General features: G+C 50.9%; 11 protein-coding genes. 10 read left to right on the forward strand and 1 reads right to left on the reverse strand.

What is annotated here, in order from left to right:
* Nucleotides 1-103: 103 nt before the first annotated feature.
* From OUY18_RS06005 to OUY18_RS06020, 4 genes are all read left to right on the forward strand, one after another.
* The gene (locus OUY18_RS06005; protein ID WP_268057843.1) at nucleotides 104-1,153 is read left to right on the forward strand and encodes a lysylphosphatidylglycerol synthase transmembrane domain-containing protein; all 1,050 of its coding nucleotides are present in this window, start codon (nucleotides 104-106) and stop codon (nucleotides 1,151-1,153) included.
* 90 nt (nucleotides 1,154-1,243) lie between these two features.
* Nucleotides 1,244-4,069: a cation-translocating P-type ATPase gene (locus OUY18_RS06010; protein WP_268057844.1), complete on the forward strand. Its 2,826-nt coding sequence runs from the start codon at nucleotides 1,244-1,246 to the stop codon at nucleotides 4,067-4,069.
* Nucleotide 4,070: 1 nt separating this feature from the next.
* Nucleotides 4,071-4,721, forward strand: a complete 651-nt coding sequence (locus OUY18_RS06015; protein ID WP_268057845.1) for a potassium channel family protein — start codon at nucleotides 4,071-4,073, stop codon at nucleotides 4,719-4,721.
* A 17-nt stretch (nucleotides 4,722-4,738) separates the two neighbouring features.
* Nucleotides 4,739-5,401 carry a potassium channel family protein gene (locus OUY18_RS06020; protein WP_268057846.1) on the forward strand — a complete coding sequence of 221 codons (663 nt, stop codon included), beginning with the start codon at nucleotides 4,739-4,741 and terminating at the stop codon, nucleotides 5,399-5,401.
* 199 nt (nucleotides 5,402-5,600) lie between these two features.
* On the opposite strand, the gene hydA is transcribed toward OUY18_RS06020, so the two are convergent.
* On the reverse strand, nucleotides 5,601-6,986 hold the full coding sequence (hydA, locus tag OUY18_RS06025; RefSeq protein ID WP_268057847.1) for a dihydropyrimidinase: 1,386 nt from the start codon (nucleotides 6,984-6,986) through the stop codon (nucleotides 5,601-5,603).
* Nucleotides 6,987-7,299: 313 nt separating this feature from the next.
* Here hydA and OUY18_RS06030 point away from each other — a divergent pair, with 313 nt between their 5' ends.
* The 6 genes from OUY18_RS06030 to OUY18_RS06055 all read left to right on the forward strand — a co-directional run bounded on the left by OUY18_RS06030 (nucleotide 7,300) and on the right by OUY18_RS06055 (nucleotide 15,236).
* Nucleotides 7,300-7,926 (forward strand): helix-turn-helix transcriptional regulator, encoded by a 627-nt coding sequence (locus tag OUY18_RS06030; RefSeq protein WP_268057849.1) that lies wholly within the window; start codon nucleotides 7,300-7,302, stop codon nucleotides 7,924-7,926.
* Nucleotides 7,927-8,435: 509 nt separating this feature from the next.
* Nucleotides 8,436-9,650, forward strand: coding sequence for a diaminopropionate ammonia-lyase (dpaL, locus tag OUY18_RS06035; protein ID WP_268057850.1), 1,215 nt, complete (start codon nucleotides 8,436-8,438; stop codon nucleotides 9,648-9,650).
* A gap of 48 nt (nucleotides 9,651-9,698) precedes the next feature.
* Nucleotides 9,699-10,901 carry a YgeY family selenium metabolism-linked hydrolase gene (locus OUY18_RS06040; RefSeq protein ID WP_419196121.1) on the forward strand — a complete coding sequence of 401 codons (1,203 nt, stop codon included), beginning with the start codon at nucleotides 9,699-9,701 and terminating at the stop codon, nucleotides 10,899-10,901.
* Between the two features lie 52 nt (nucleotides 10,902-10,953).
* Nucleotides 10,954-12,144 (forward strand): knotted carbamoyltransferase YgeW, encoded by a 1,191-nt coding sequence (gene ygeW, locus OUY18_RS06045; protein WP_419196122.1) that lies wholly within the window; start codon nucleotides 10,954-10,956, stop codon nucleotides 12,142-12,144.
* Nucleotides 12,145-12,159: 15 nt separating this feature from the next.
* Nucleotides 12,160-13,077 (forward strand): carbamate kinase, encoded by a 918-nt coding sequence (gene arcC / locus OUY18_RS06050; RefSeq protein ID WP_268057851.1) that lies wholly within the window; start codon nucleotides 12,160-12,162, stop codon nucleotides 13,075-13,077.
* A 560-nt stretch (nucleotides 13,078-13,637) separates the two neighbouring features.
* Nucleotides 13,638-15,236 (forward strand): glutathione ABC transporter substrate-binding protein, encoded by a 1,599-nt coding sequence (locus tag OUY18_RS06055; protein WP_268057852.1) that lies wholly within the window; start codon nucleotides 13,638-13,640, stop codon nucleotides 15,234-15,236.
* Nucleotides 15,237-15,247 lie beyond the last annotated feature (11 nt).

Below are 15,247 nucleotides of genomic sequence, written 5' to 3' on the forward strand. Positions count from 1 at the left end.
TTATCCCCGAAAATCCTCTCCGGAATTGCTATTTTATTTCCTGTTATTTGATGTATAATATAGCAAGTCGGCTATGCCACTTTATCTATGAACGGGGAATGACATGCAACAGAAATATAAAAATTGGATGCGCAAAAATCTGTTTTCGGCAGTTACCATTCTACTCTCCATCGGAATCCTTGCTTTTTTTATGGGTACGGAGGAAGGCGCCCGGAATTTAAGGCACGCTCTTTTTCATTTGCAGCCGGTCTGGCTGCTCTGGATTGCTGCCGGGGTACTGGCGGGATGGCTCCTGGAGGGCTACGTGCTGCATCTGTTTTGCAGGCATTTATATAAAGAATGGTCTTTTGGAAAGTCGTTTTATGTCGGAATGGTGGGACTGTATTACAGCGCGCTGACGCCTTTTAACATGGGGGAGCCCATGGAAGTTTATAACATGACAAAAATGGGAATGAATATAGGGGCGTCCACTTCCATTATCGCGGTGAAATCTCTCATTCACCACGCGGTCACCTTTTTTTATTCCCTTGTATTAATTTCTTTCGAACTCAATTATTTCCAGACGCGGGTCAGCAATTTCTCGTTTATTACAATTTTCGGGTTGATTTCCAACAGTATTTTTATCATTCTGGTCACCATGTTCATGACGAACGAAAAACTTACCAATTCCCTGCTGAGGGCGATTGCCCGGTTTCTGGATAAAATAAAGCTGCACAAGGCCTCGGAGAAATTTTACAATAAAGTACACGACCAGCTTATGGTTTTTCACGACTGCTCCAAAATCATCGGAAGGTCATTTCCTTTGTATACCATAGCCATTCTTCTGACTTTGGTGCAAATCACCATTGCCAGCCTGATCTCCTACTTTGTTTACCGCAGCTTTAACCTGAAAGGGATCTCCGTTTTTACCATGGTCGCGGCGGATACCTTTGTAACCATGGTTGCCTCCTTTGTTCCGCTGCCGGGTTCCTCCGGCGGAGCCGAAGGCGGATTCTATCTTTTTTTCCGTGAGTTTTTCGGGCCGGCGATTCTCCCGGCGATCACGCTTTGGCGTATTTCAACGTACTATTTAAACATTCTTTTCGGCGGTGTCATCGTATATTGGGGAAAAAGGAAATACCGCGGATCGGAAAGTAAAAATATACAGAATTAGAGAAATTCCCCTTATTGGATTTCACTTTTAGCGGTGCTGTTATGTCATCATCACACTAAGACTACATTAAGTTCAAAACGAGGCATGAAAATGGAAGAAAAAAACCGGGTTCAAATCGATGAAAATACAGAAGGAATCTATAAATTGACCGAATCAGAAGCCTGTAAGGCCATGAATTCCGGGCCAAAGGGACTTACGGCGGAGCAGGTGAAAGAAAATCAGGAGAAATACGGCGGGAACGTTATCTCCCAGAAGAAGGGCAAGCCTGTCATCCTTGTTTTTCTTTCCAACTTTATCAGCCTGATGGCAATCCTGCTGTGGATCGGCGGTATCATTGCGTTCGTAGCCGGTATGCCGGAGCTGGGCGTCGCAATCTGGATGGTAAACGTGATTAACGGCGTTTTCAGCTTTTGGCAGGAGCACCGCGCCAGCAAAGCGACCGAGGCGCTGAAAAAAATGCTGCCGTCTTACGCCCGCGTCATCCGGGACGGCCAGGAACAGCAGATTCCCGCCGAAAATCTTGTCCCCGGGGATATTATGCTGATTGAAGAGGGCGACAAGATTTCCGCGGACGCCCGGCTGCTCACGAGCAGCGATTTGCAGGTGAACCAGTCGACCTTAACCGGGGAATCAAACCCGGTCCGGAAAATGCACGACCCGGTTTTAAAGGAGGGGCTTTCCCGCTTCGAAATTCCTAACCTGATTTTTACCGGAACCAGTGTGGCAAGCGGTACGGCAAGAGCGGTGGTTGTGGCGATCGGAATGAAAACCGAGTTCGGTAAAATCGCAAATCTGACGCAAACCATGAAAGAGGAGCAAAGCCCGCTCCAAAAGGAACTGAACATTTTGACAAAGCAGATTTCGCTGATCGCGATCGGAATTGGCCTCGCGTTTTTTCTGGCGGCGTTTTTCTTTGTAAAACAGCCCTTTGCGCAGGCTTTCATTTTCGCGCTCGGCATGATCGTCGCGTTTATCCCGGAAGGCTTGCTGCCTACGGTTACCCTGTCCCTTGCCATGGCGGTGCAAAGAATGGCAAAAGAGCATGCGCTTGTAAAACGCCTTTCCGCAGTGGAAACGCTTGGCTGCACCACGGTCATCTGCTCGGATAAAACCGGTACCCTTACGCAGAACGAAATGACGGTTACCCATGCCTGGCTTCCCGGGCAGGAGTTCGACGTAACCGGGCTCGGCTACGCGCCGGAAGGGAAAATCATGGCGGGGGACAAGGAAGTTGCGGCTTCCGGTAATCCCGACCTGAAAATGCTGCTTATAGCCGCCGGTCTTTGCAGCAACGCGCGCGTGGTTCCGCCGAACGAGGAAAACGACCGCTACACCGTTCTGGGCGACCCGACCGAGGCCTGCCTTGGCGTTGTTGCGCAGAAGGCGGGGATTGACCTTCGCCAACAGGTGGAATTGACGCCCCGTTTAAGAGAGCTTCCTTTTGATTCCAGAAGAAAACGGATGAGCACCATCCATCAGCTCGAAAAGCCGGTAAACGGCTGCCAGCGGATTGCCTATATTAAAGGCGCGCCGAAGGAAGTGATGGAGCTTTGCACGGGCGTGTATCAAAACGGCGCGCGCATCGATATGACCGAAGAACAGCGCGCGGAAATCATGAAGGAAAATGATAAATACGCCAGCATGGGGCTTCGTGTGCTTGCCGTTGCCTGCCGTTATTTAGGGAAGGACGACAACCTTCCAGCCGCGATGAGCGCCTATACGCCGGAGCTGATTGAACAGAATATGATTTTTATCGGACTGGTCGTCATGATGGACCCGCCGCGCCCGGAGGTTGCGGACGCCGTCGAGCAGTGCCACCGGGCGAACATCCGCATTATCATGATTACCGGCGATTACGGTTTGACTGCGGAAAGCATCGCCAAGCGCATCGGCATTGTGCGGGGAGAGCATCCGCGGATTGTTGCGGGGGTTGAACTGGAAAAAATGTCCGATGAAGAACTGAAGACCGTTCTGAAGGAGGAAGTGATCTTCGCCAGAGTAGCGCCGGAGCAAAAGTATCAGGTGGTTGTCGCGCTTCAGGAGCTGGGGCATATTGTCGCGGTAACCGGAGACGGCGTAAACGACTCGCCCGCGCTGAAAAAAGCGGATATCGGCGTTGCCATGGGCATTTCCGGCACGGATGTCGCTAAGGAAGCCGCCGAAATGATTTTGACGGACGACAATTTTGCCTCCATTGTCAAAGCGATTCAGGAAGGCCGCGCGGTATACAGCAACATCCGCAAATTCCTTCTTTATATTTTCAACAGCAACATGTCGGAAGCCGTTCCTTCGGCCGCGTTCCTGTTTTCGAGGGGCGGGATTCCGCTTCCCTTAACCGTCATGCAGATTCTTTCCATTGACCTCGGCACCGACATGCTTCCGGCGCTTGGTTTGGGGACGGAAATGCCGGAGGAAGGGATTATGGACCGGCCGCCGCGTTCCACAAAGGAAACTTTGCTGAATAAAAGGCTTGTTATTCTGGCTTTCTTCTGGTACGGTTTAATTGAGTCCGCTGTTTCCATGGCCGCATACTTCTTTGTGAATATGCTGCACGGCTGGCCGGGCGTTCCGCTGGCTTCCTCCGGAATGGTTTACACGCAGGCCACCACCATGGCGCTCGCGTCCATTGTTTTCTGCCAGATCGGCGTTGTAGAGTGCGCGCGTACGGAGCGGCAGTCCATTTTTAAGACCGGCCTGTTCACCAACAAGAATATTATCCGCGGTATTGTATTTGAAATCTTTTTAATCACCGCCATTATGTATGTGCCGTTTTTACAGGATATTTTCCAAACCGCTTCCATCGGATGGAAGCACTGGATTTTCCTTGTTTTCTGCCCTGTGCCGATCGTAGCCCTGGACGAATTACGGAAAGCATATTTACGCCGAATTCATATCAAAGAACATGGAGGGAAATAACATGAAAGTTATTATTGTCGGATGCGGCAAGCTGGGCTCCGGGCTTGCAAAAAGCCTGCTTCGAAAAGGAAATCAGGTGACCGTCATCGATAACAACCCGGAAGCATTCGAGCTGCTCGGCAAGGATTTTAAAGGAGAGACCATCGTAGGCATCGGCTTTGACCGGGATATTCTCGAAAAGGCCAATATCCGCCGCGCCGACGCGATCGTCTCCTGCAGCAAGAGCGACGAATCGAATGCGCTGATCGGAAGAATTGCGCGCAACGTTTACCATGTTCCCCGCGTTATTTCAAGGCTGTATGACCCGCGCAGAGCGGAAATTTACCGCAGTCTCGGCATTCAAACCATCTCCACAACAACCTGGGGCGTTCAGCGCGCGATGGAAATGCTCAGCTACGACCGCCTTGACAGTGTTTTAACCATCGGCGACAGCCAGGTTGAAATTATCCGGGCCGAAACGCCCGCCCTCCTTGTCGGCAGAACGGTCAACGAACTGACCGTATACGGCGAAATCCACGTTGTAGCCATCAGCCGCAACAATAAAACGTTTCTGCCGGCGGTGGGAACGCCTTTGCAAAAGCATGATATTATTTATATTGCCATTCTGGCTTCCTCTGCAAAAAGACTGAAAACCCTGCTGGACTTGGATTAGAATCGGAGGGAATAGAAATGAATGTATTTATTATTGGCGGAGGTCAGACCGGGGCTTATATAGCGAATTTGCTTCTCCAAAACCATTGCTCCGTAAAAGTGCTTGAAAACCGGGAAAAAGTTTTTCAGAAGCTGAAGAACGACCTTCCCGAAGAATATATTGTATACGGCAGCGGAACCGACCCCGACGTTCTGGAATCGGTCGGGATTGCGGCCGCCGATGTCGTTGTAGCTGTTACCGGCGCGGATGAAATCAATCTGGTTGCTTCCACCATTGCCAAATTTGAATTCGGCGTTCCCCGTGTGATCGCCCGTGTGAACAATCCGAAAAACGCGTGGATGTTCAACGCCGGAATGGGCGTGGACATCGGCATTAACCAGGCCGACCTGATGGCGCACCTCGTCATTGAGAGAATCGACCTGAAAAATATTATGACGCTGCTGAAAATGAACCGCGGCGATTATTCGATTGTTCAGGTGCATGTCGGTGCGCAGTCCCGGGCGGCAGGCAAACAGATCAAAGATTTGGTCATTCCGGCCGGCGCGGTGCTGATCGCCGTTTTCCGCGGAGAGGAAACGATTATTCCCCGCGGCGACACCGCTGTGCAGGAGGGCGACAACGTTCTTGCCCTTGCGGACGAAAAGGCGCAGGCGGCCATTAATAAATTGTTTGGCTCGTAAAACCGGATATCTTAACACTAGAAACAGCCCGTATCCGCCGGATACGGGCTGCAATTTCATAGAATCAGAATAACCGGAAGGTTTTTGCTCCAAGTCCCCGCTGCATACCCCCCGCACCAATAAATAGCTGAAGTTTATCAGTGCGGGAGGGGCAGGAGAGATGATGTTAAGGGATGAGTCATGAATCCATTCTTCCGGATTAATCGATTAACAGGCTTTTTCCGCGTTTCAGGAAGCGGCCGGCGCCTTTCTTTCCGAGGAACCGGTTGTCTTTTACAATTAAATCACCGTGGGAAAAGACCATTTCAATGTTCCCCTGAAGCTTCATTCCCTCATAGGTGCAGTAATCGCAAGCGCCGTGCAGGTCGCCGATGGTGAGGGTTCTTTCTTTTGCGGGGTCGATCAGAAGCACGTCCGCGTCCGAACCGGGGAGGAGGGTGCCCTTCTGCGGATAAAGGCCGTAAGCTTTTGCCGGGTTTTCGCAGAGCAGTTCCACAAATTTATTGACGGAAATACGGTTTTTCAAAACCCCCTCGGAGAAAAGGAGGGGAACCCGTTCTTCCACGCCGGGCGCTCCGTTCGGGCAGGCGGTGAAATCGCCCGCACCCCGCTGTTTCTGTGTTTTAAAGGTAAACGGGCAGTGGTCGGTGGCGATTACCTGGATGTCTCCGTCTGCCGTCGCCTTCCAGAGCGCTTCATTGTCTTCTTTTTTGCGGAGCGGCGGGGACATGATGTATTTCAGGCCTTCCTGCTCGTCCTGATATTTCTCGTCGGTCAGGGTAAGGTATTGGGGACAGGTTTCCACAATGATATTCTTCTGGCCCCCCGCCCGGGCCTTTTGAATTTCCTTTAAGCCTTTTCTTGTGGAAAGATGGACGATATAAACCGGCGCGTCGCCCGCCATCGCGGCTAAATGGAGGATACGGCTGACCGCTTCGGCTTCGGTTCCGTCCGGACGGCTTTTCGGGTGGTAAGCCGGGGTGCAGAGACCCTGTGCTTTATACCATGCGCGCAGATAATTTACGACCCCGTCATTTTCCGCGTGAACGGGAATCACCATGCCCAGTTCTTTTGCCCTTTTCAGAACCTGAAAAATCTCTGCGTCGTTTAGTTTATTATCGTAGGTCATATAGACTTTAAAGCTGGTATACCCTTCGTGAAACAGGGTTCCCATGTCGGCGAGCACCTGTTCGTCAACGTGCTGGAGGACACCGTGAAAACCATAGTCGATCACAGCTTTGCCGTCGGCAAGCTGGTGATATTCGTCAATCTGATGGCGAAGCGCGCAGCCCTTCGGGCCGAAGGCCAGATGATCCACAATGGTTGTGGTGCCCCCGCAGGCTGCGGCAACCGTTCCGTCGTAAAAATTATTAACCGCGCGCGCAATGCCCACATCCAAATCCATATGGGTGTGTACGTCGACCGCGCCGGGAAGAACGCATTTCCCCGCGGCGTCGATCACCTCTGCGCCGTCCCGGCAAAGGTCTTTGCCGATCGCCGCGATTTTTCCGTTTTCGATCAGAAGGTCGCAAGGAAGGGTTTCGTCCGGAAAAACGACAATGCCGTTTGCAATGATTTTTTTCATAAACCAGACTCCTTTCACCATAGGACGGAAAACCGTCTTCTTTTGGGGAGCTTATCCCTGAATCTAAATATTTTTTAGACAATCTAATTGTTTTTATGATCCGAGTTTCATCATAGCACATCCCGCATACCGTGTATAGCACTGAAATTCACAAGAATCTCATAAAAATATTGTAAATAATAAATAATTTTATTATTTGTTAATTGTAATTATAATTGAGTATGATATATAATAATATAAACATTGTAAAGAGTTACCCTTCATTTTCTGACGGTAACGAGCAATATGGTGCCTATCCGGAAGGGGAAAAAGAATGGAATTTAATGCAAATATGGATTTTCTGAAAAGGCTGGTAAAGGGAATCGCCTCGCAGTTCGGTTCAAACTGCGAAGTGGTTTTACACGATCTGTCGCAGGATCTGGAGCATACGATCGTAGCGATTGAAAACGGACACATTTCCGGCAGAGAGGTGGGGGACGGCGCTTCGGAAATCGTGCTGGAAACCATCGGTACGGAAGGAGAACTCCACGACAAGTATAATTATCATATGCGCACCAACGATGGGCGGGTGTTGAAGGCGTCTTCCATCTGCATTCGGGACGATAGCGGAAAAGTGATTGGCATTCTGGGAATCAATTACGATATTACCGATTTGCTGGTGGTGCAGAATTCTCTGACCGCTTTTACAACCTGTGCGGACGACGAAGCGAAGGGGCTGGAAACCATCCCTTCGAACGTGGATGATCTGCTGGAAATCCTGATTGACGAAAGCGTGCGGATGATCGGCAAGCCGGTTGCGGTTATGACGAGGGAAGACAAGATGCGCGCCATTCAGTATCTGGAGAAGAAGGGTGCCTTCCGCATCACGAAATCCGGCGATAAAATTTCGAAGTTCTTCGATATATCAAAGTTTACGCTTTACAATTACATGAATACGTAAATCCCTTTTAGCAAAACAGGGCGGCCGCAGAAATGCGGCCGCTTTTTGTATGCCATAACGACAGGGAAGCCGCAGAACCGGCCGATGGAAGGAATCTGCAAAAGGATTTAGGGGGTTAAGATCGTCTGTTTGAGGAAAATGTCGAAAAAAACTGCAAAACTTATAAAAAAGAAAGCTTTTTTGTAAAAATTTGAGAATGAATAGACAAATTATTCTGTAAAAAATAAAAATCATAATATTTTTTTGAAAACCTAAAAATTTTTTTGAAAATCTATTGCCTTTGGTTCCGGGGCGTGTTATAGTTCAATTGTAGGGAAAAGACAGACGACAATCTCCCATTACAAAATTCAACGTTCCAACGACGAAACACTGTCAGAACCTTAAGCGGCTTGGATCCCTCTGGGTAAAGAGAAGCCCCAATCCGCCAAAGGGAGTTTCTTTTCCGGCAGTCCCCAATGTCCGGAAAAGAAACATTACCCTGCGGAAGCAATCCAAACGGAGGTTATGAAATGGCAAGTATCAAATGGGTTCCAAATCATCTTCCCAAAACAGATGACAAACATTTGCAGGTCATGTCCCTAAAGAATGTGGAAAAGGCCAGAGCCTTCCACAAAAGTTTCCCCCAGTACGCCCCAACGCCTTTGGCGGAGCTTTCTCACGCGGCAGAGAAACTGGGTCTCGGCGGAATCTATGTTAAGGACGAATCCTACCGCTTTGGCCTGAACGCCTTTAAGGTATTGGGCGGTTCTTTCGCCATGGCGCGCTTTATTGCGCAGCGCCTTGGCAGGGATGTATCGGAGCTTCCTTACGGAGTGCTCACTTCCCCAAAATTAAAAGAAGAATTCGGGCAGTTTACCTTCTTTACCGCCACCGACGGCAACCATGGACGCGGCGTTGCCTGGTCGGCCAATAAACTGGGCCAGAAAGCGGTCGTTTATATGCCGAAGGGCTCTTCCAGGGTACGGCTGGAAAATATCCGCAGGGAAGGCGCGACCGCCGCCATTGAAGAAGTCAATTATGATGAATGCGTCCGCATTGCGGCGGCGCAGAGCGCGAAAACACCCAACAGCGTGGTGATTCAGGACACCGCCTGGGACGGTTATGAAGAAATACCGGCTTGGATTATGCAGGGCTACGGAACCATGTCCTTGGAAGCGGCGGAACAGTTAAAGAGCTGCGGCGTGGACCGTCCGACCCATATTTTTGTTCAGGCGGGCGTCGGTTCCCTTGCTTCCTCGGTGCAGGGCGTGTTTGCCAATCTGTATCCGGAATGTTGCCCGACCACGGTGATTGTGGAACCGAACGCGGCCGACTGTGTTTACCGTTCCGCCGCCGCCGGAGACGGAAAGATCCGGATTGTAGAGGGCGATATGCAGACGATTATGGCGGGCCTTGCCTGCGGCGAGCCGAATACGATCGGTTGGGATATCCTGAAAAATCACAGCGCTTATTTTGTTTCCTGCCCCGACGAAATTTCGGCAAAGGGAATGCGCACCCTCGGCGCGCCGTTCAAAGGAGACCCGCAGGTGGTTTCCGGCGAATCCGGAGCGGTTACCATGGGCCTGCTGGCCTCGATTATGGAGCGCGAGGACTTAAAAGAACTGCGCGATGCCTTAAAGCTTGATAAAAATTCGAAAGTACTTCTGTTTTCCACAGAGGGAGACACCGATCCGGAAAAATACTGCCGGATCGTACACGACGGGGAGCATCCGTCGTTCGTTTAAGATTGGACCGGTCAAAGAAACCGGCTGATGAATTGATATTAGGAGGAAATGATTGTGTTGGACTATGAAGGAATAAGACAAAAAGCACAAGGCTATGAAGCGGCAATGACCAAATTTCTGCGCGACCTGGTTGCGATTCCGGGTGAAAGCTGCGGAGAGAAAAAAGTAATTGAGCGCATCGCGCAGGAAATGCGCTCCGTGGGATTCGACAAGGTCGATATTGACCCGATGGGCAACGTCCTCGGCTGGATGGGCAGCGGCAAAAAGCTCATTGCTTTCGATGCCCACATTGATACCGTTGGCATCGGTGAAAAAAGCAACTGGACATTCGACCCGTATGAGGGCTATGAAACCGAGACCGAAATCGGCGGCCGCGGCACTTCCGACCAGCTCGGCGGGATTGTTTCCGCCACTTACGGCGCAAAGATCATGAAGGATATGGGACTGCTTTCCGACAAATACACGGTGCTTGTAACCGGCACGGTGCAGGAAGAGGACTGCGACGGTCTCTGCTGGCAGTATATCCATAATGAAGATAAAATTATTCCGGAATTCGTTGTCATTACCGAGCCGACGGACGGCAACATTTACCGCGGACAGCGCGGACGTATGGAAATCCGTGTAGAGGTGAAGGGCGTTTCCTGCCACGGTTCCGCACCGGAGCGCGGCGATAACGCAATCTATAAGATGGCCGACATTCTGCAGGAGGTCCGCGAGCTGAACAACAACCTGCATGTCGACCCGTTCCTCGGCAAGGGTACCGTTACCGTATCCGAGATTTTCTTCAATTCCCCGTCCCGCTGCGCGGTTGCCGATATGTGCGCGGTTTCCCTTGACCGCCGCCTGACGGACGGCGAAACCTACCAGATGGCTTTGGAAGAAGTCCGCAATCTGCCTTTCTGCAAGAAGTACAACGCGCAGGTAACCATGTACACTTACGAGCGCCCCAGCTACACCGGCCTCACTTACCCGACGGACTGCTACTTCCCGACATGGGTTATTCCGGAGGACGCCCCGGCAACCAAAGCAATGGTCGAAGCGTACAAAGGCATGTACGGCGAGCCGAAAGTCGACAAATGGACCTTCTCCACCAACGGCGTTTCCATTATGGGCCGTTTCGGAATCCCCTGCATTGGTTTCGGTCCCGGCAAGGAAGCACAGGCACACGCGCCGAATGAAAGGACCTGGAAAGAAGACCTCGTTCGCTGCGCCGCCGTTTATGCCGCAGTACCTTCCGAATACTGCAAGTAATCGGCAATCACCGACGAAAACCCGGAACAGGAAGATATAAAGGAGAATAACAATGAACATCGAGCAATACATCAATATATTGAATAAAACCGATTTTAAAAATTTATATGATAACGACTTTTTCCTTACATGGGAAAAGACGGACGACGAACTCAAGGCCATTTTCACCATGGCGGACGCGCTTCGCCATCTTCGCGAGAACAACATTTCCACAAGAGCGTTCGACAGCGGCCTTGGCATTTCCATTTTCCGCGACAACTCCACCCGCACCCGTTTCAGTTTTGCGTCCGCCTGCAATCTGCTCGGTTTGGAGGTACAGGATTTTGATGAGGGAAAATCCCAGGTAGCCCACGGCGAGACGTTCCGCGAGACCGCCAACATGATTTCCTTTATGGCGGACGTTATCGGCATCCGCGACGACAAGTACATCGGCAAGGGTAACAAGTATATGCATGATTTTGCCGACTTTGTCCGTCAGGGCCACGACGACGGCGTTCTGGAGCAGCGCCCCACTTTGGTAAACCTCCAGTGCGATATTGACCATCCGACCCAGTGCATGGCCGATATGCTCCACATCATCCACGAATTCGGCGGCGTAGAAAACCTGAAAGGCAAGAAGCTTGCCATGTCATGGGCGTATTCCCCGTCCTACGGCAAACCGCTTTCCGTTCCGCAGGGCGTGATCGGCCTGATGACCCGTTTCGGCATGGACGTTGTTCTGGCTCATCCGGAAGGCTACGAAGTTATGTCCGATGTAGAAGAAGTCGCGAAAAAGAATGCGGCGGCTTCCGGCGGTACCTTTACCAAGACAAACAATATGGCGGAAGCGTTCAAGGATGCCGATATCGTCTATCCGAAGAGCTGGGCGCCGTTCGCCGCAATGGAGACCCGTACTGAAATGTACGGCAGGGGCGACATGGCCGGAATCGACAAGCTCGAAAAGGAACTGCTTGAGCATAATAAAGAAAATATCAACTGGCAGTGCACCGAGGAACTGATGAAGACAACGAAGAACGGCAAGGCGCTGTATCTCCACTGCCTGCCCGCCGATATTACCGGCGTAAGCTGCGAAACCGGCGAGGTCGATGCAAGCGTATTCGACCGTTACCGCGACCCGCTCTATAAGGAAGCCAGCTTTAAACCCTATATCATTGCTTCGATGATCCTGATGTCCAAAATCAAGAATCCGCAGGAATTCCTGCAAAATTGCGTAAAGCGCGATCTGAAACGCTGGATGAAGTAAGGGAGGCCCTGCGCCATGGGTAAAAAGATTGTAATTGCTCTGGGCGGCAACGCTCTGGGCAAAAATCTGGCGGAGCAGTACGCCGCGGCCCGTATCACCGCGAAAACGATTGTCGATCTTATTGAAGCCGGAAACGATGTGGTGGTGTCGCACGGGAACGGGCCGCAGGTCGGGTTCATCAACAGTGCCATTTCCCAGTTTACCGGGGAACCCTTCCCAATGACTATGAGCGGCGCGATGAGCCAGGCGTATATCGGGTATGACCTGCAAAACGTCCTGCGTGAGGAACTGCTCGACCGCGGGATCAAAAGGCCGGTCGCCACGATTGTTACACAGGTCGTGGTGGATTCCGCCGACCCGGCGTTTCAGCATCCGACGAAGCCGATCGGCCGTTTTATGACGGCGGAGGAAGCGGAGGTCGCGCGGGCCAAGGGCGAAACCGTTATGGAAGACGCCGGAAGAGGATACCGCGTAGTCGTGCCGTCCCCGAAGCCGGTTGAAATCGTGGAAATTGATTCGATTCATACCCTGGTGGACAGCGGCCATATCGTTATCGCCTGCGGCGGCGGCGGAATCCCTGTTGTAAAAAGCGGAAAGAACCATCTGAAGGGCGTCAACGCGGTCATCGACAAGGATTTTGCAAGCTGTACGCTGGCTCAGCAGATGAACGCCGACTGCCTGATTATTCTGACGGCGGTGGAAAAGGTAGCCATTCATTTCGGAAAAGAAAATCAGACGAATCTGGATACCATTACGCCGGAACAGGCGGCGGAATATATTTCACAGGGAGAGTTTGCCCCCGGCTCCATGCTTCCGAAGGTTGAAGCGGCAGTCCAGTTTGTCCGGTCAAAAGAAGGACGGTATTCCATTATTACCCTGCTTGAAAAGGCCAAAGAGGCCATTCAGGGGAAAACGGGAACCATTATTCGATAATCTCCTCATAATTATTTAATGCTCTGAAAGCAGGCCCGGTTTTGCCGGGCCTGCTTTCGTTTATGGGACGGAAAAACGGGGGCAGTATTTACGGCTGCGTCGCCGTAAATTTTGAAAAATCGGAATGGGGGGCGGTTCGCCCAAGATACCTGCCGGGATACGGTCGTCGCGTTTGAACTTCTTTAAAAATAAAATATTGATAAATAAATTCCTTATTTTTCCTATATTTTCTGTTGACTTTCGATAGTTCTTTTGCTATTATAAACTCGAGTTAATAAATTGAGTTTAGGAATATCAAGTAAAATAGAGTGTTATCCTTGTAACAATTCGTAAAATCCTGTGAAAAATGTCGAATATAACGGGATATATTGCGGCTGGTTCGACCCCGTTGCTAACATGATGTTAGCATTGGCTGTGAATCAGCTTGTTTTCCGGGACTTGAAATCGTTCGTTCGTTTTCCTGCAAACCGGTGGATGAATTTTGGAAGCATTGTCCGGTTACCTCAATAACCGGGTGATACGAATAAAAATGTAAATTGCGAACAAAAAGGAGTGGTATTATGAAAATTCGAAAAAAAGTAGGTGCGATTGTTTCGCTGGCTCTGGTTACTGCGATGCTGTTCTCGGCATGCGGTTCCGGCTCAACGGCTTCCGGCTCTCAGGCTCAGAGCGCGGCGGCGGCAAGCACAGCCGCCAAATCCAAGGACAACGATATGGTCATTGCAATGTCCGAATCCGTACTGTCCCTTGACCCGCACAATCTGACATCAACCATGTCGATCTCTGCAAACCGTTCCATGTATGAATGCCTTCTCACCTTCGACAAGGACATGAAGAACATCGTGCCGCAGCTCGCAAAATCATACACTGTTTCCGACGACGGCCTGGTTTACACCTTTACCCTTCAGACGGGCGTTAAGTTCACAGACGGCACGGACTTCAATTCGGAAGCGGTGAAGGCAAACATCGACCGCTGCATGGATGAAAAGAACAATCTGAAATCACGCAGATACTTCGCCAAAGTAAAAGAGGTAAAATGTCCGGATGCCAATACCGTCCAGATTACGCTGAAAGAACCTTACAGCGTATTCATCAACAAGATGACCAACTTTGGCATCATCAGCCCGAAGGCGATTAAAGACGGCGTAAAGCTGAATTCTGTTGCCGTCGGCACCGGCCCGTACAAGCTGAAGGAATGGGATCAGGCAGACCACCTGATCGTAACCCGCAACGACAATTACTGGGGCACCAAACCGGGCGTCGACTCCATCACCTTTAAGGTTGTTCCGGAAGCCGGTTCCCGTATCGCCATGCTCCAGACAGGCGAAGCCGATATGATTTACCCGATTCCTCCGGAGCAGATCAAAACGATCGACGGCACAAAGGATATCAAGGTCGAATCCGTGCCTTCCAATATCGTTTATTATGTAACGCTGAACATGAGCCACAAGCCGTTCAACGATGTGAAGGTTCGTCAGGCCATGAACTATGCGATTGACAAGGACGCCTTTGTGAAAGCGGTTTACGGCGGCTACGGCGACCACGCAACCTCCCCGATGGCCTCCACAACCCAGTATTACAGCAAACAGGAAGAATACGCTTTCAATATCGAGAAAGCCAAAGAGCTTTTGAAAGAGGCCGGCTATCCGGACGGATTTAAAACCACGATCTGGTCCGACAATACGTCCGACTCCGTAAAGGGCATGCAGTTCATTAACCAGCAGCTTGCACAGGTCGGTATTACCGCGGAAGTTGTGCCGATGGAAGGCGCGACGCTGAACGCGAAGATCAACGAAGCGAAAAACGCGGCGGAATCCAAGATCGACATGTGGTACGTGAACTGGTCTCCGTCCAGCGGCGACGCGGACGGCGCCCTCCGTTCCCTGTTCTACAGCCAGATGATTCCTCCGGCCAATGCAAATACGGCTTATTACAGCAATCCGGCCGTTGACAAACTGCTGGATCAGGGCCTTTCCGAAACGAAACCGGACAAACTGACTTCTGTATACGCCGAAGCGCAGAAGACCATCTGGAACGACGCGCCGTGGCTGTTCCTCGGCCAGCCGGTCGTACAGTACGGGATCAAGAATTATGTAAGCAATGTTTACATGATGGCGGACGGTTCCATCGACTGTGCACAGGCAACGCTCGCTCACTAATCTTTGTATCT

Origin of the sequence: Caproiciproducens galactitolivorans (genome assembly GCF_026672255.1) — a bacterium.
In the GTDB taxonomy this organism is placed as follows: domain Bacteria; phylum Bacillota; class Clostridia; order Oscillospirales; family Acutalibacteraceae; genus Caproiciproducens; species Caproiciproducens galactitolivorans_A.